General features: G+C 57.6%; 19 protein-coding genes. 15 read left to right on the top strand and 4 right to left on the bottom strand.

Annotated features, from left to right (window positions below; translation table 11 throughout):
• Positions 1-189: 189 nt before the first annotated feature.
• Positions 190-1,278 carry an asparaginase gene (locus AC0J41_RS16095; RefSeq protein WP_025111204.1) on the bottom strand — a complete coding sequence of 363 codons (1,089 nt, stop codon included), beginning with the start codon at positions 1,276-1,278 and terminating at the stop codon, positions 190-192.
• Between the two features lie 339 nt (positions 1,279-1,617).
• Between AC0J41_RS16095 and AC0J41_RS16090 the strand changes: the two genes are divergently transcribed.
• The 8 genes from AC0J41_RS16090 (at position 1,618) to AC0J41_RS16055 (ending at position 9,252) form a co-directional block, all read left to right on the top strand.
• Positions 1,618-2,073, top strand: coding sequence for a hypothetical protein (locus tag AC0J41_RS16090; protein ID WP_473013013.1), 456 nt, complete (start codon positions 1,618-1,620; stop codon positions 2,071-2,073).
• A gap of 200 nt (positions 2,074-2,273) precedes the next feature.
• Positions 2,274-3,227, top strand: a complete 954-nt coding sequence (locus tag AC0J41_RS16085; protein WP_473013012.1) for a substrate-binding domain-containing protein — start codon at positions 2,274-2,276, stop codon at positions 3,225-3,227.
• Between the two features lie 57 nt (positions 3,228-3,284).
• Positions 3,285-4,838 (top strand): sugar ABC transporter ATP-binding protein, encoded by a 1,554-nt coding sequence (locus AC0J41_RS16080; protein WP_025111207.1) that lies wholly within the window; start codon positions 3,285-3,287, stop codon positions 4,836-4,838.
• Positions 4,835-5,812 carry an ABC transporter permease gene (locus tag AC0J41_RS16075; protein ID WP_025111208.1) on the top strand — a complete coding sequence of 326 codons (978 nt, stop codon included), beginning with the start codon at positions 4,835-4,837 and terminating at the stop codon, positions 5,810-5,812. Before AC0J41_RS16080 ends, AC0J41_RS16075 begins: the two co-directional genes overlap by 4 nt.
• Positions 5,813-5,815: 3 nt before the next feature.
• A complete protein-coding gene (locus AC0J41_RS16070) occupies positions 5,816-6,835 on the top strand; it encodes a LacI family DNA-binding transcriptional regulator (RefSeq protein ID WP_473013011.1) in 1,020 nt (339 codons plus the stop codon).
• A gap of 24 nt (positions 6,836-6,859) precedes the next feature.
• A complete protein-coding gene (rbsK, locus tag AC0J41_RS16065) occupies positions 6,860-7,777 on the top strand; it encodes a ribokinase (protein WP_473013010.1) in 918 nt (305 codons plus the stop codon).
• On the top strand, positions 7,774-8,178 hold the full coding sequence (rbsD, locus tag AC0J41_RS16060) for a D-ribose pyranase (RefSeq protein ID WP_473013009.1): 405 nt from the start codon (positions 7,774-7,776) through the stop codon (positions 8,176-8,178). The genes rbsK and rbsD overlap by 4 nt, the downstream gene beginning before the upstream one ends.
• A 45-nt stretch (positions 8,179-8,223) precedes the next feature.
• Complete coding sequence (locus AC0J41_RS16055; RefSeq protein ID WP_473013008.1) at positions 8,224-9,252, top strand: nucleoside hydrolase; 1,029 nt, start codon at positions 8,224-8,226, stop codon at positions 9,250-9,252.
• A 34-nt stretch (positions 9,253-9,286) separates the two neighbouring features.
• Here AC0J41_RS16055 and AC0J41_RS16050 read toward each other — a convergent pair whose 3' ends face one another.
• The gene (locus AC0J41_RS16050) at positions 9,287-9,499 is read right to left on the bottom strand and encodes a hypothetical protein (RefSeq protein WP_473013007.1); all 213 of its coding nucleotides are present in this window, start codon (positions 9,497-9,499) and stop codon (positions 9,287-9,289) included.
• Positions 9,500-9,631: 132 nt separating this feature from the next.
• On the opposite strand from AC0J41_RS16050, the gene AC0J41_RS16045 reads away from it, so the two are divergent.
• Entirely contained in the window at positions 9,632-9,937 is a 306-nt protein-coding gene (locus tag AC0J41_RS16045; RefSeq protein ID WP_025111214.1) for a hypothetical protein, read from the top strand.
• A gap of 168 nt (positions 9,938-10,105) precedes the next feature.
• A complete protein-coding gene (locus tag AC0J41_RS16040) occupies positions 10,106-10,423 on the top strand; it encodes an I78 family peptidase inhibitor (protein ID WP_025111215.1) in 318 nt (105 codons plus the stop codon).
• A 72-nt stretch (positions 10,424-10,495) separates the two neighbouring features.
• Here AC0J41_RS16040 and AC0J41_RS16035 read toward each other — a convergent pair whose 3' ends face one another.
• Positions 10,496-10,708, bottom strand: a complete 213-nt coding sequence (locus AC0J41_RS16035; RefSeq protein ID WP_003179963.1) for a cold-shock protein — start codon at positions 10,706-10,708, stop codon at positions 10,496-10,498.
• A 292-nt stretch (positions 10,709-11,000) separates the two neighbouring features.
• Positions 11,001-11,300, bottom strand: coding sequence for a hypothetical protein (locus tag AC0J41_RS16030; RefSeq protein WP_320328654.1), 300 nt, complete (start codon positions 11,298-11,300; stop codon positions 11,001-11,003).
• Positions 11,301-11,681: 381 nt separating this feature from the next.
• Between AC0J41_RS16030 and thrS the strand changes: the two genes are divergently transcribed.
• The 5 genes from thrS to pheS all read left to right on the top strand — a co-directional run bounded on the left by thrS (position 11,682) and on the right by pheS (position 15,921).
• A complete protein-coding gene (gene thrS / locus AC0J41_RS16025; protein WP_025111217.1) occupies positions 11,682-13,604 on the top strand; it encodes a threonine--tRNA ligase in 1,923 nt (640 codons plus the stop codon).
• Complete coding sequence (gene infC, locus AC0J41_RS16020) at positions 13,604-14,155, top strand: translation initiation factor IF-3 (RefSeq protein ID WP_170929410.1); 552 nt, start codon at positions 13,604-13,606, stop codon at positions 14,153-14,155. Before thrS ends, infC begins: the two co-directional genes overlap by 1 nt.
• Before the next feature lie 60 nt (positions 14,156-14,215).
• Entirely contained in the window at positions 14,216-14,410 is a 195-nt protein-coding gene (rpmI, locus tag AC0J41_RS16015; protein WP_002553160.1) for a 50S ribosomal protein L35, read from the top strand.
• Between the two features lie 28 nt (positions 14,411-14,438).
• Complete coding sequence (gene rplT / locus AC0J41_RS16010) at positions 14,439-14,795, top strand: 50S ribosomal protein L20 (protein WP_002553161.1); 357 nt, start codon at positions 14,439-14,441, stop codon at positions 14,793-14,795.
• 109 nt (positions 14,796-14,904) lie between these two features.
• A complete protein-coding gene (gene pheS, locus AC0J41_RS16005; protein ID WP_003226365.1) occupies positions 14,905-15,921 on the top strand; it encodes a phenylalanine--tRNA ligase subunit alpha in 1,017 nt (338 codons plus the stop codon).
• Positions 15,922-15,929: the final 8 nt, after the last annotated feature.

Genomic DNA, 15,929 nt, shown 5'->3' with positions numbered 1-15,929 from the left:
ACTGTAAGCATTTTCGCAACTGCTTAAAATTCAAGAAAATCCTCTGACAGCGCTTTTCCGGTTTTGGTGTAAGTGGGGTCGATTATTTTGTGCGAAAAGGCCGCGCTCGGCGTAGGTGGCAGCACCACCCGCCGCGCGGGCGAGTGGTGAGCAAGCTACCCGACCTGGAAAGGGTCAGGCGAGGGTCAATCAATATTCCCAGAACATCCGTTGCAGCTCTTTACTGTCGTTGGTTTTGGTCAGGGCGACCATGGCCAGGATGCGGGCTTTTTGCGGGTTCAGGTCGTGGGCGACAACCCAGTCGTACTTGTCGTCAGGCTGTTCGGCGTTGCGCAGGACGAAACCGCCGGCGTTGACGTGGGACGAGCGGATGATCTGCACGCCATCTTTGCGCAGGGCTTGCAGGGATGGCACGACGCGGGAGGACACCGAGCCATTGCCGGTACCGGCATGGATGATGGCCTTGGCGCCGGCCTGGGCCAGAGCCTTGTAGGCGGTGTCGTCGACGTTGCCGTAGGAGTAGGCGATTTCTACGTCAGGCAGGCTCTTGATGTTCTTGATGTCGAATTCCGAATCCATGGTGTGGCGCTTGGCTGGCAGGCGGAACCAGTAGGATTTGCCTTCAACCACCATGCCCAGCGGACCCCAAGGGCTTTTGAACGCTTCGGTCTTGATGTTGATCATCTTGCTGACGTCGCGACCGGACTGGATCTCGTCGTTCATGGTCACCAGCACGCCTTTGCCGCGCGCGTCTTTGCTGCTGGCAACGGCAACGGCGTTGTACAGGTTGAGCATGCCGTCCGCCGACATGGCGGTGCCCGGACGCATCGAGCCAACCACGATGATCGGCTTGTCGGTCTTCTCGACCAGGTTCAGGAAGTAGGCGGTTTCTTCCAGGGTGTCGGTGCCGTGGGTGATGACGATGCCGTCGACGTCCTTGCTGTCGGCCAGTTCGGACACGCGGCGGCCCAGTTGCAGCAGGTTTTCGTTGGTGATGCTTTCGGAGGCGATCTGCATGACTTGTTCGCCGCGCACATTCGCCAGTTTGTTCAACTCGGGAATGCCGGCAATCAGTTGTTCAATGCCGACCTTGGCTGCCTGATAAGTGGCGCTGTTGGCAGCGCTGGCGCCAGCACCGGCAATGGTGCCGCCGGTCGCGAGTACCACGACGTTGGCGAGTTTGGTCTGGGTTTCGACTTCTTTTGCCTGGAGAGCGGTCGGCAGGAGCAGGAGGAGGGCCAAAGCGCCCGGTACCAAGGTGTTGAAAGCAGATTTCATTATTTTTCTCTCTAGTAGTGAGACGGTGCTGATGCAGGTTCATCTAGATGCGCCCCAGGCCGATCTGAATGCCCGGGGTGCAGGCTAGGGAGCAGGATCTGTACCAGCCGTACTTTGCTTTAGAGAAATGTTTAACCTGATGATTTACATCAATATTTTGTAGATTGGAAAGTCGCGCAGCAGATCGTTTATCCGGGTTTCCGAACATTTGAAGCTTTCGCGTTCGGCTCACCGAAAGGGACTACGAGTGCTGTCGAACGAATCGTCTTGCTTTTCTGCTAAAGAAACCCATCCGCAAGCCGATGGGTGTTCAAGGAAACGCTAATTTAGGGAGTTCACATGTCACTGACGATCGGCTTTTCAAATCCCGGTGCAGTCACCATCGGCGGTAAAACCGCAGCGACGATCAACGCCATGAACCAGGCGGAGGCGGACGCTTCTGACGCGGCGCTGGGCGTTGAAAAAGAACCGAGCAATCAGGTCAGAACCGGTGGTCCCGCGCAAGAAGCCAGCAAGGCTGACAGCGCAGACAGCGGCGATAACCTGAGCGTCACGGTCAAAATGCTGTTGAAGCGGATGCAGGAATTGCAGAAGCAGCTGCAGGAGCAGCAACAGCAACTGGCGGCCGCTCAGGCTGCGAGCTATCCGACACCTGAAGCCAAGTCGCAGGCGGTGATGTCGGTGCAGGGCCAGATCGCGCAAACCAGTGGGGAACTGATGGAAGTTGCGGCGGCGCTCGTCAAGGAAATGACCAAGAACTCCACCAGCGGCAGCATGGTCAACACTACGGCCTGAGCATCGAAGGGCGAATCAGTGGATTCGCCCGGCACTCGATACCGATTTCTGAATGTTGACAAATGTCGGCGGGATTCGCATAGTTCGGTCTACGCAAACGTTTGCGCGGCTTTCTCGGTGCACTGTTGCCCGGAAGATAGCGATCCAGCTTACGCCAGCGCGAGCGTTGCTCACAATAATCATAAGATCGGAGTGAACCCATGAAGCTGCCATTTGCTGGACGTCTTCTTGCTGTCGCTATGCTGGCTGCCGCCGCCGCACTACCTGTCTCTTCGGCCTTCGCCGAGTCCCCGGAAAAACCCAAAGTCGCGCTGGTCATGAAATCCCTGGCCAACGAATTCTTCCTGACCATGGAAGACGGCGCCAAGGCCTACCAGAAAGAACACTCCGCCGATTTCGATCTGATTTCCAACGGCATCAAGGACGAGACCGATACCGCTGGCCAGACCCGCATCGTCGAGCAGATGATTCTGGCGAAGGTCAACGCGCTGGTCATCGCGCCTTCCGATTCCAAGGCCATGGTGCCGGTGATCAAGAAAGCCGTCGATGCCGGTATCACCGTGATCAACATCGATAATCAGCTTGATCCGCAAATCGTCAAAAGCAAGAACATCAGCGTGCCATTCGTAGGTCCGGACAACCGCAAGGGTGCGCGTCTGGTCGGCGAGTATCTGGCCAAGCAACTGAAGGCCGGTGACGAAGTAGGCATTATCGAAGGCGTGTCCACCACCACCAACGCCCAGCAGCGCACCGCCGGCTTCAAGGATGCGATGGACGCGGCGCAGATCAAGGTCGTCTCGCTGCAATCCGGTGACTGGGAGATCGACAAGGGCAACAAGGTTGCTGCGTCGATTCTCAGCGAATACCCGGATGTCAAAGCCTTGCTGGCGGGTAACGACAGCATGGCCGTCGGCGCCGTTTCCGCTGTGCGTGCTGCCGGCAAGGCCGGGCAGGTACAGGTTGTCGGCTACGACAATATCAACGCCATCAAACCGATGCTCAAGGACGGTCGTGTGCTGGCGACTGCCGATCAGTTCGCCGCCAAGCAGGCCGTGTTCGGTATCCAGACCGCGCTGAAAATCCTCAAGGGCGAGAAAGTCGACAGCGGCGTCAATGGCGTGATCGAAACGCCGGTCGAGCTGGTCACCAAGTAAGTCTTCTGGCGACACAACGGCGCTCGTCCGTCCGGGCGAGCGCATGGAGAGTTTTTTATGTCAGTTTCCGCCCCGAACGCTGTCCTCTCGGTCAGCGGTATCGGTAAGACCTATGCGCAGCCGGTGCTCACAGGCATCGACTTGACGCTGATGCGCGGTGAAGTGCTGGCGCTGACCGGCGAAAATGGTGCCGGTAAAAGCACGTTGTCCAAGATCATTGGTGGTCTGGTCACGCCGACCACAGGCCAGATGCAATTCCAGGGCAAGGACTACCGCCCGGGCAGCCGCACCCAAGCCGAAGAGCTGGGCGTGCGAATGGTCATGCAAGAACTCAATCTGTTGCCGACCCTGTCGGTGGCGGAAAACCTGTTTCTCGACAACCTGCCGAGCAACGGTGGCTGGATCAGTCGCAAGCAATTGCGCAAAGCTGCCATCGAAGCCATGGCTCAGGTCGGCCTCGATGCCATTGATCCGGACACCCTGGTCGGCGAGCTGGGTATCGGGCATCAGCAAATGGTCGAGATCGCGCGCAACCTGATCGGCGATTGCCATGTGCTGATTCTCGATGAGCCGACGGCCATGCTCACTGCCCGTGAAGTGGAAATGCTCTTCGAACAGATCACTCGCTTGCAGGCGCGCGGCGTCTCGATCATCTATATCTCCCACCGTCTCGAAGAACTGGCGCGGGTTGCGCAACGCATTGCCGTGCTGCGTGACGGCAATCTGGTCTGCGTCGAACCGATGGCCAATTACAACAGTGAGCAACTGGTCACCTTGATGGTCGGTCGCGAGCTGGGCGAACACATCGACATGGGGCCGCGCAAGATTGGCGCGCCGGCACTGACGGTCAAGGGCCTGACCCGTTCCGACAAGGTGCGCGATGTTTCCTTCGAAGTGCGTGCCGGCGAGATCTTCGGGATTTCCGGGCTGATCGGAGCCGGGCGCACGGAATTGCTGCGGCTGATTTTCGGCGCCGATCTGGCCGACAGCGGCACGATTGCGCTGGGTTCGCCGGCGCGGGCGGTCAGCGTGCGCTCCCCGGTTGACGCGGTGAACCATGGCATTGCCCTGATTACCGAAGACCGCAAGGGCGAAGGCCTGCTGCTCAGCCAGTCGATCAGCGCCAACATTGCGCTGGGCAACATGCCGGAAATTTCCAGGGGTGGTGTCGTCAATAACAGCGATGAAATCGCCTTGGCAAAGCGTCAGATCGACGCCATGCGCATTCGCAGTTCGAGCCCGACACAATTGGTCTCCGAGCTGTCCGGCGGCAATCAGCAGAAAGTGGTGATCGGCCGCTGGCTCGAGCGCGATTGTTCGGTGCTGTTGTTCGATGAGCCGACCCGCGGCATCGACGTCGGTGCCAAATTCGATATTTATGCCTTGCTTGGCGACCTGACTCGCCAGGGCAAAGCGCTGGTGGTGGTTTCCAGTGACCTGCGCGAGCTGATGCTGATCTGCGACCGGATCGGTGTGTTGTCGGCAGGGCGTTTGATCGACACCTTCGAGCGCGACAGCTGGACTCAGGATGATTTGCTTGCCGCCGCGTTCGCCGGCTACCAAAAACGTGATGCGTTGCTCAATGAAGCGGCGCCTAGGGAACTCCCATGAAAACTGCATCTTCTGCCGGCAAACGTAGTGGCAATTTCTACGGTCTGGGCACCTATCTGGGCCTGGCCGGTGCCTTGTTGGCGATGGTGGCGCTGTTCTCGGTGATGAGCAGCCACTTTCTGTCCTATAACACCTTCAGCACCCTGGCCAACCAGATCCCCGATCTGATGGTGCTGGCAGTGGGCATGACCTTCGTGTTGATCATCGGTGGCATCGACCTGTCGGTGGGTTCGGTGCTGGCGCTTGCCGCTTCGACGGTCAGCGTGGCGATTCTCGGTTGGGGCTGGAGCGTGTTGCCGGCGGCGTTGCTCGGCATGGCGGTGGCGGCACTGGCCGGCACGGTCACCGGGTCGATCACCGTGGCGTGGCGAATTCCGTCGTTCATCGTTTCGCTCGGCGTGCTGGAAATGGCGCGCGGTCTGGCGTACCAGATGACCGGTTCGCGTACCGCCTACATCGGTGACTCGTTTGCCTGGCTGTCGAACCCGATTGCGTTCGGCATTTCGCCATCGTTCATCATTGCCTTGCTGGTGATCTTCATTGCGCAAGCGGTTCTGACGCGCACGGTGTTCGGTCGCTATCTGATCGGTATCGGCACCAATGAAGAAGCGGTGCGTCTGGCCGGGATCAATCCCAAGCCGTACAAGATTCTGGTGTTCAGCCTGATGGGGCTGCTGGCGGGGATCGCGGCGCTGTTCCAGATCTCTCGTCTGGAAGCGGCCGATCCCAATGCCGGCTCCGGTCTGGAGTTGCAAGTGATCGCCGCCGTGGTGATCGGTGGCACCAGCCTGATGGGTGGTCGCGGTTCGGTGATCAGTACCTTCTTCGGCGTGTTGATCATCTCGGTGCTGGCCGCCGGTCTGGCGCAGATCGGTGCGACCGAGCCGACCAAGCGCATCATCACTGGTGCTGTGATCGTCATCGCGGTCGTACTCGATACCTATCGCAGTCAACGCGCCAGTCGACGGGGCTAAGTCATGGCAACGATCAAGGATGTGGCGGCGCTCGCGGGCATTTCCTACACCACCGTTTCTCATGTGGTGAACAACACGCGCCCGGTCAGCCAGGAGGTGCGGTTGAAAGTCGAGGCGGCCATCAAAAGCCTCGACTACGTGCCCAGTGCCGTGGCGCGCTCACTAAAAGCCAAGACCACTGCGACTATTGGCTTATTGGTGCCCAACAGCCTCAACCCGTATTTTGCCGAGTTGGCGCGGGGCATCGAGGATTACTGCGAGCGTAACGGTTACTGCGTGATCCTCTGCAACTCTGACGACAACCCGGAAAAACAGCGCAGCTATTTGCGTGTGCTGCTGGAAAAGCGCATCGACGGCCTGATCGTCGCGTCCGCCGGTGGCGACACCGGGCTTGCGCAAGGGCTGGCCGGCGTGAAAACGCCGATGGTCATTGTCGACCGGGGGCTCGATGGCGTGGATGCGGATCTGGTGCGCATTGACCATGAATATGGCGCCTATCTGGCGACCCGGCACCTCCTGGAACTGGGGCATCGAGACATTGCTACCATCGGCGGTCCGTCGAGCACCAGCGTGGCGCAAATGCGTCAGGCCGGTTTTTGCCGGGCATTGAAGGAGGCGGGCATCAAGGTTCGGCCAGAGCGTCTGCTGGAAAGCGATTTCACCAGCACCGGCGGCTACAACGCGGCAGCGATCCTGCTCGAAAACAATCCGCCAAGTGCGATTTTCGCCGGTAACGACATGATCGGTATTGGCGTGCTTCGCGCGGCGGCCGAGCGCAATGTGCGGGTGCCGAGCGAGCTGTCGGTGATCGGCTTCGACGATATCCAGATGAGCCGTTATGTGTACCCCGCGCTGACCACGGTCGGTCAATCGATCCTGCAGTTGGGCGAGATGGCTGCCGAAGTATTGTTGCGAAGGATTGCCACCCCGAGCCTGGACACCGATCAACGGATCGTGACTCCGAGTATTGTCTTGCGCGAATCGACTGCGCCGCTGTCCGGCGTGTTCACTGAGTACCGCTGAAACCGAATTGACGAGTAGTGATGTATGCCAGCAAATGTAGTGGTAATAGGCAGCCTGAACATGGATCTGGTGACCCGGGCGCCACGGCTGCCCGTGGGCGGTGAAACGCTGATCGGTCATTCCTTTGCCACCGTGTCCGGCGGCAAGGGCGCCAATCAGGCGGTGGCTGCTGCGCGCCTGGGTGCACGGGTTGCCATGGTTGGCTGTGTTGGCAACGATGACTACGGTGTGCAATTGCGTGACGCATTGCTGGCCGAGCAGATCGATTGCCAGGCAGTGAGCACGGTGGAGAATTCCAGTGGGGTGGCACTGATCGTGGTGGATGACAACAGTCAGAACGCCATCGTGATTGTCGCTGGCGCCAACGGTGCCATGACGCCTGCGGTGATTGACCGCTTTGATGCGGTGCTGCAGGCCGCCGATGTTGTGATCTGCCAGCTCGAGATCCCGGATGCGACGGTGGGGCATGCGCTCAAACGTGCGCGTGAGCTGGGCAAGACCGTGATTCTCAATCCGGCACCGGCCAGTCGTCCGTTGCCGGCAGACTGGTTTGCGGCAATCGACTACCTGATTCCCAACGAAAGCGAAGCCACCGCACTGAGCGGGCTGCCGGTGGATTCGCTGGACACCGCAGAAAGCGCGGCCAGCCATCTGATCGCGATGGGCGCAGGCAAGGTCATCATCACCCTCGGCGCGCAAGGTTCGCTGTTCGCCAATGGTCAGGGTTTCGAGCATTTTCCGGCCCCGAAAGTGCAGGCTGTCGATACCACGGCAGCGGGGGATACCTTTGTTGGCGGGTTTGCGGCGGCGCTCGCCAGTGGCAAGTCTGAAGCCGAAGCGATCCGTTACGGACAGATCGCGGCCGCGTTGTCTGTGACTCGGGCTGGCGCGCAACCTTCCATTCCAACCATGTCCGACGTACAGGCGTTCAAACCCGCATGAAAAAGACTCCTTTGCTCAATGTCGCGTTGTCGCGACTGATCGCCTCCCTCGGGCATGGCGACATGGTGGTCATCGGTGATGCCGGTCTGCCGGTGCCGCCGGGTGTCGAACTGATCGATCTGGCGCTGACCCACGGTGTTCCGGATTTCGTCAGCACCCTGAAAGTCGTGCTCAGCGAGATGCAGGTGGAAAGCCATGTGCTGGCCAACGAAATTCTCGACAAGCAGCCAACGGCCTTGACCACCCTGGATGAATTGCAGGAAGAAGGCGCCCTCGGTCGGCGCGACCTGCTGACTCATGAGCAATTCAAGGTGCTCAGCCGACAGGCGCGGGCGATTGTTCGTACAGGCGAATGTCAGCCGTACTGCAACATCGTGCTGGTCGCCGGCGTCACGTTTTAACCGGGTTTTCGACCCTTACATTTTCATCAGCACAAGGAATGCGCCATGCACCGCTATGCTACAAAACTGCACCAATTGCTTCGGAGTCTGCTGCTTTTGTCTTTTATCTCCGCCACCGGCGCTCAGGCCGCTGAAAAGATCGACCTGATCATCGACACCGATCCCGGTGCCGACGACGTGGTTGCGTTGCTGTTCGCCCTGGCCTCGCCGGACGAACTGAACATCCGTGCCTTGACCACCGTGGCCGGCAACGTGCGCCTCGACAAGACTTCGCGTAACGCGCGTCTGGCCCGCGAGTGGGCGGGGCGCGAGGACGTTCCGGTATACGCAGGTGCGCCGAAGCCACTGATGCGCACGCCGATCTACGCCGAGAACATCCATGGCAAGGAAGGCCTGTCGGGTGTCACCGTGCATGAGCCGAAAAAAGGCCTGGCCGAAGGCAATGCGGTCAACTACCTGATCGACACCCTGAAAAAGGCCAAACCGCACAGCATCACCATCGCCATGCTCGGTCCGCAGACCAACCTGGCGCTGGCGCTGATCCAGGAGCCGGAGATCGTTCAGGGCATCAAGGAAGTGGTGATCATGGGCGGTGCGCACTTTAATGGCGGCAACATCACCCCGGTAGCCGAGTTCAACCTGTTCGCCGACCCGCAGGCTGCAGAAGTAGTGCTCAAGAGCGGCGTGAAACTGACTTACCTGCCGCTGGATGTGACCCACAAGATCCTCACCAGCGACGCTCGCCTGAAGCAGATTGCCGCGCTCAACAACAACGCAAGCAAGATTGTTGGCGACATCCTCAATGAGTACATCAAGGGAGACATGGAGCATTACGGTATCCCGGGCGGCCCGGTGCATGACGCTACCGTCATCGCTTACCTGCTCAAGCCTGAGCTGTTTACCGGCCGTTCGGTGAACGTGGCTATCGATAGCCGTGAAGGGATCACCTTCGGTCAGACCGTCGTTGATTGGTACGACGGCCTGAAGCAACCGAAAAATGCATTCTGGGTCGAGAACGGCGACGCCCAGGGCTTCTTCGATCTGCTGACCGAGCGTCTGAAGCGCTTGAAGTAAGGCTTAAGACCCGCAGGCGCCGACCTGCGGGTTTTTACTCTCTCTCGGTGTCCTGCGTGCTTTTCTGATCATGCTGAAACCGTTCGAACACTTGAGCGATAAACGTTTGTGCGCCTTGGGTTCCCATCGTCTTGACCAGCAGATCGATGCTGATCAATGCCAGCTCCTCCGAACTGCCCGGGCTATACGAGCTGTGCCCTTTTGGCCACAGGACTTTGATGTCGGCGGTGATGCTTACGGTACTCATGAGTGCGCTCGAAAAGTCGGGAATGTCTGAGGGCGAGTTAACCACTTTGTCGGGCGTTTGGCACTGCGACTTAGGCATGAGCGTGATGCTATGCGACACTTGGTCTTTTCCGGCAGATCCAAGGAATGCGCTGTGCAGATTGATTTGAACACCCCCGATGGCCTGACAGTCGAGGCTGTGCGCCAGTTACTGGCTTCGGCCAGCGATGATGTGCACACACAATTGCGTGTGACCAAGGGTGGGATTGCCTACATTTCTTGCGGCGTGACGGGTGGTCAGGACATCGATGGCCTGCTGTTTCGGCTGGAGACCTGGGCCAAGGGTTCGGGGTATGTCGGCAACGTGGCGGCCAGCGATGAAGTCTGGGTCATGCAGATTTTCAATGCGCTCAAGGACAACTGGCCGAATCCGCCACACGATTACATCGACATCTACTGAGCTTCGTTAATATTCGGTGACGATTGTCTGAGGATGCGTTGCCCGTTCTTGAGGCAGACTCGACGTTTTTCCGGATCGTGGGGCAGGGTGATGGCACTTGCTGTGAAACCAAACGCCGGATTGGCGGTCGCACGATCTCAGCTTAACCATTTGAAAGAAGGAGGCTTCATGCCTTTGAAGTTCGCGTCTCTGGGTGCACTTATGGCCGTTGCCATGTTGGCCGGTTGCAGCACAACTTCCAGCGAGTCGGCAAAGGATCCTGTGGCGACCGATGCCGGTCATAGCCGCTGTGAAGCAACGGCAGCGGAATTTGCCATTGGTAAAAAAGCTTCGCCGCAGCTGCTGGATCAGGCGCGTGCCAAGTCTGGTGCGCAAAATGCCCGCTTTCTCAAGCCGACGGACATGATCACCCTGGAATATCGCTCCGATCGCCTGAACCTGAACACGGACGCCAATCTGGTGGTCACCCGCGTCAACTGCGGCTGATCACAGACAGCTTTTGTTGCAGGCATAAAAAACCCCGTCACATGGACGGGGTTTTTTTAGTGCGCCGAGAAATTACTCTGGGCGAACTTGTGCAGCTTGCATACCCTTTTGGCCTTTCTCAGCCACGAAGGAGACGGTCTGGCCTTCTTTCAGGCTTTTGAAACCGTCGGATTCGATAGCTTTGAAGTGTACGAACAGGTCGTCACCGCCACCTTGAGGAGTGATGAAGCCGAAGCCTTTTTCATCGTTGAACCATTTAACGGTGCCGGTTTGGCGATTAGACATGGTGTATCTCCAAGAAACATATATTTTCAGTAGTACTGTGCTGCTCAGGCCAACTGGGCACACCCGGGTATCATAGTCGAAATGTTCGCTTTGGTAGCCCCCCGGACGTGCTGTTTGCTTTCATATTGCATTCATTTCAACCTTTGAAATGTCTGCAGGCCCCGGTTTCAGAGGCTTTTGTCCGAAAATTCAGGGCGTAAAAAAAGCTATAAAACCTGCGTAAATTATCCAAATCAGGGGCTTTTTGGCGGTTTTAAGACTGCCGCAGGCCCGAAAAATCATTCGTCAGTGCTTATTTCTGCACTCGGCAAACCGAGATTTCCTTGAGTGCGCGCTGGCCCAGTTCACCACTTGGCGGAGTGTTCTTGTCCATCAACTGCGCGATTTCCTGCGTGGTGAATTTTTTCTCCAGGACATCGGCACCGCACGTGCAGTGCTGTTTTGCCACAGTTGGATTGACACTTTGGGCAGCAGCTTTGGTGCAGTCATTCATGTACTGGTCTTTGACGCCAGCAGGCCATGCCGCGTTGGCGCTCAGCGGCAGCAGCAGGGCCAGCGGGGCCGCGAAAGCAAAAAGACGGATAAGGCGCATGTCTGAAACTCCTTGGTTTGATATCGGCGACGATTCTCAGCCTATTTGAGGCAAAGCGTATATCCCAAGTTCACTTTGCGCCGCAAAAATGCACAAATCTTCATCGCTGCAAATCGTGCGAGTCGATGACCGCTCATCTGTGCTAGCATGCCGGGCTCAAGCGTTCTCAGGCTCCGGACGGCCTTCAGCCCCGGCAGCGGTCAGCGTGCGAACATTCTGATTTGAATCCCAGTCACTCTGGTTCGGTTTTCCGGTTGGCCGCAAGGCTCCTGCCGCTGTAAGGCAGGCGTTCGTCATTGAATGGCCTGGATCGGATCTTGTACTGGCTCATCCCAACCCACGTGACCTTTGGTAGGGGTCACCACTAGGAGAGGAGGCGCCATGCCAACTATTACTCTTCCCGACGGCAGTCAACGTTCATTCGATCACCCGGTTTCCGTAGCCGAGGTCGCCGCATCCATTGGTGCCGGTCTGGCCAAGGCCACCGTGGCCGGCAAGGTCAACGGCAAGCTGGTCGATGCCTGCGACATCATCGACAGCGACGCGACGCTGCAAATCATCACGCCAAAGGATGAAGAGGGGCTGGAGATCATTCGCCACTCTTGCGCGCACCTGGTTGGTCATGCGGTCAAGCAGCTGTACCCGACGGCCAGGATGGTCATCGGTCCGGTCATCGACGAAGGCTTCTATTACGACATCGCCTTCGAACGTCCTTTCACTCCGGACGACATGGCCGCCATCGAACAGCGCATGCATCAGCTGATCGACAAAGATTACGACGTCATCAAGAAAGTCACTCCGCGCGCCGAAGTGATCGAAGTGTTCAAGGCTCGCGGTGAAGACTACAAGCTGCGCCTGGTCGAGGACATGCCGAACGAACAGGCCATGGGCCTGTACTACCACGAAGAATACGTCGACATGTGCCGCGGTCCGCACGTGCCGAACACTCGCTTCCTGAAATCCTTCAAGCTGACCAAGTTGTCCGGCGCCTACTGGCGCGGCGATGCCAAAAACGAGCAGTTGCAGCGCGTTTATGGTACTGCCTGGGCTGACAAGAAGCAGCTGGCGGCTTACATCCAGCGCATTGAAGAAGCGGAAAAACGCGATCACCGCAAGATCGGCAAACGCCTGGGTCTGTTCCACACCCAGGAAGAAGCGCCGGGCATGGTGTTCTGGCACCCGAATGGCTGGACCCTGTACCAGGTGCTCGAGCAGTACATGCGCAAGGTGCAGCGTGACAACGGCTACCTCGAGATCAAGACCCCGCAAGTGGTCGATCGCAGCCTGTGGGAGAAATCCGGGCACTGGGCCAACTACGCCGACAACATGTTCACTACCGAGTCGGAAAGCCGCGACTACGCCATCAAGCCGATGAACTGCCCATGCCACGTGCAGGTGTTCAATCAGGGCCTGAAGAGCTACCGCGAGCTGCCGATGCGTCTGGCCGAATTCGGTGCCTGCCACCGTAACGAGCCGTCGGGTGCGTTGCACGGCATCATGCGTGTTCGTGCGTTCACCCAGGACGACGCCCACATCTTCTGCACCGAAGAGCAGATGCAGGCTGAGTCCGCTGCGTTCATCAAGCTGACCATGGACGTTTACCGCGACTTCGGCTTTACAGATGTCGAGATGAAACTGTCCACTCGTCCGGAAAAACGCGTGGGTTCCGACGAACTGTGGGATCGCGCTGAAGCCGCACTGGCTGCAGCCCTTGATTCTGCGGGCCTGCCTTACGACCTGCAGCCGGGTGAGGGTGCGTTCTACGGTCCGAAGATCGAGTTCTCGCTGAAAGATTGCCTCGGTCGCGTCTGGCAATGTGGTACCTTGCAGCTCGATTTTAACCTGCCTGTCCGTTTGGGCGCTGAATACGTCTCCGAAGACAACAGCCGCAAGCATCCGGTGATGTTGCACCGGGCGATCCTCGGTTCCTTCGAACGTTTCGTCGGGATTCTGATCGAGCACTACGAAGGTGCGTTCCCTGCGTGGCTTGCGCCAACCCAGGCAGTGATCATGAATATCACTGATAAACAGGCAGATTTCGTCGCCCAGGTTGAAAAAACTCTCAACGAAAGCGGATTTCGTGCCAAGTCCGACTTGAGAAATGAAAAGATCGGCTTTAAAATCCGCGAGCATACTTTGCTCAAGGTTCCCTATCTTTTGGTTATCGGAGATAAGGAAGTCGAGATGCAGACTGTCGCTGTGCGTACTCGTGAAGGTGCTGACCTGGGCTCGATGCCCGTCGCCCAGTTCGCTGAGTTTCTCGCGCAAGCGGTTTCCCGGCGTGGTCGCCCAGATTCGGAGTAATTATTATTAAGCGTGAAATGAGACAAGATAAACGAGCTGCACCGAAAGCCCCGATCAACGAGAATATCTCGGCACGCGAGGTTCGGTTAATTGGCGCTGATGGCGAGCAGATTGGCATCGTCTCGATTGATGAAGCGCTTCGTATTGCTGAAGAAGCAAAGCTTGATCTGGTAGAAATCTCTGCTGACGCAGTCCCACCGGTTTGCCGGGTGATGGACTACGGCAAATCGATCTTCGAAAAGAAGAAGCAGATTGCAGCGGCGAAGAAAAACCAGAAGCAGATTCAGGTAAAAGAAATCAAGTTTCGTCCAGGGACGGAGGAAGGGGATTACCAGGTAAAACTGCGCAACCTGGTACGTTTCCTGAGTGACGGGGACAGGGCCAAGGTATCCTTGCGATTCCGCGGCCGTGAGATGGCCCACCAGGAGCTGGGGATGGAACTCCTCAAGCGGGTTGAAGCTGACCTGCTCGAGTACGGTTCGGTCGAACAGCATCCTAAGATGGAAGGACGCCAGCTGATCATGGTCATCGCCCCGAAAAAGAAGAAGTAATCAACAGGGCACGGCAGGCCTTCTGATTATGTTTATCAACTGAATGCGGAGTATCCGAACATGCCAAAAATGAAAACCAAAAGTGGTGCTGCTAAGCGGTTTCTGAAAACTGCTAACGGTATCAAGCACAAGCACGCTTTCAAGAGCCACATCCTGACCAAAATGTCGACCAAGCGTAAGCGTCAACTGCGCGGTAGCAGCTTGCTGCATCCGTCTGACGTGGCAAAAGTCGAGCGCATGCTGCGCCTTCGTTAATTTTAGTCAAGAATAGAGGAAGTAACTCATGGCTCGTGTAAAGCGTGGCGTCATTGCCCGTAAGCGTCACAAAAAAATTCTGAAACTTGCTAAAGGCTACTACGGCGCACGCTCCCGCGTATTCCGTGTTGCCAAGCAAGCGGTAATCAAGGCAGGCCAATACGCCTACCGTGACCGTCGTCAGAAAAAACGTCAGTTCCGCGCTCTGTGGATCGCTCGTATCAACGCTGGTGCTCGTGTTAACGGTCTGTCCTACAGCCGTTTCATCGCTGGCCTGAAAAAAGCGTCCATCGAGATCGACCGTAAGGTTCTGGCTGATCTGGCAGTGAACGAAAAAGCGGCGTTTGCTGCGATTGTCGAGAAAGCTAAAGCCACCTTGGCTTAAGTACCCCCGACAGTCACCCGGCCTCACCTCTGTGGGGCCAGGTGTTAAACGTCATAAATAGGGGAAGAGCCTTCAAGCTCTTCCCCTATTTTGTATCTGGAGTCTGTACATGGAAAACCTGGATGCGCTGGTCTCTCAAGCACTAGAGGCTGTGCAAAGCGCTGAAGATATCAATGCCCTGGAGCAAATCCGGGTTCAATACCTTGGCAAAAAGGGTGAATTGACTCAGGTGATGAAGACCCTGGGGAATTTGCCGGCAGAAGAGCGTCCGCAAGTCGGTGCGCTCATCAACGTTGCCAAGGAACGTGTCACAGGCGTTCTCAATGCGCGCATGGCGCTGTTTGAAGAAGCCGAACTGGCTGCCAAACTGTCTGCCGAATCCATTGATGTGACGTTGCCGGGCCGTGGCCAGACCTCCGGTGGTCTGCATCCGGTTACCCGGACTCTGGAACGTGTCGAACAGTTCTTCACCCGCATTGGCTACGGCATCGCCGAAGGCCCTGAGGTCGAAGACGACTATCACAACTTTGAAGCGCTCAACATCCCAGGCCACCACCCGGCCCGGTCGATGCATGACACCTTCTACTTCAATGCAAACATGCTGCTGCGCACCCATACCTCGCCGGTACAGGTCCGCACCATGGAATCGAAACAGCCGCCGATCCGCATCGTCTGCCCAGGCCGCGTGTATCGCAGCGACTCCGATATTACCCACTCGCCGATGTTCCACCAGGTCGAAGGCCTGCTGGTTGATCGCGACATCAATTTTGCCGATCTCAAAGGCACCATCGAAGAGTTCCTGCGGGTGTTCTTCGAGAAAGAGCTGGCTGTTCGTTTCCGTCCTTCGTACTTCCCGTTCACCGAGCCATCCGCTGAAGTCGACATGGAATGCGTGATGTGCAGCGGTAAAGGCTGCCGCGTCTGCAAGCAGACCGGCTGGCTGGAAGTGATGGGCTGCGGCATGGTGCACCCGAATGTGCTGCGCATGTCCGGCATTGATCCGGAAGAGTTCTCCGGCTTTGCCTTCGGCATGGGCGTCGAGCGTCTGGCCATGCTCCGTTACGGCGTGAACGACTTGCGTCTGTTCTTCGACAACGACTTGCGGTTCCTCGCGCAATTTCGCTAGTCGTAACG

The sequence above is a fragment of the Pseudomonas sp. Arb-4-2C genome, from assembly GCF_055755015.1.
Note: the sequence above shows the minus strand (reverse complement) of the source record. Positions and strands in the feature narration are given on the sequence as shown.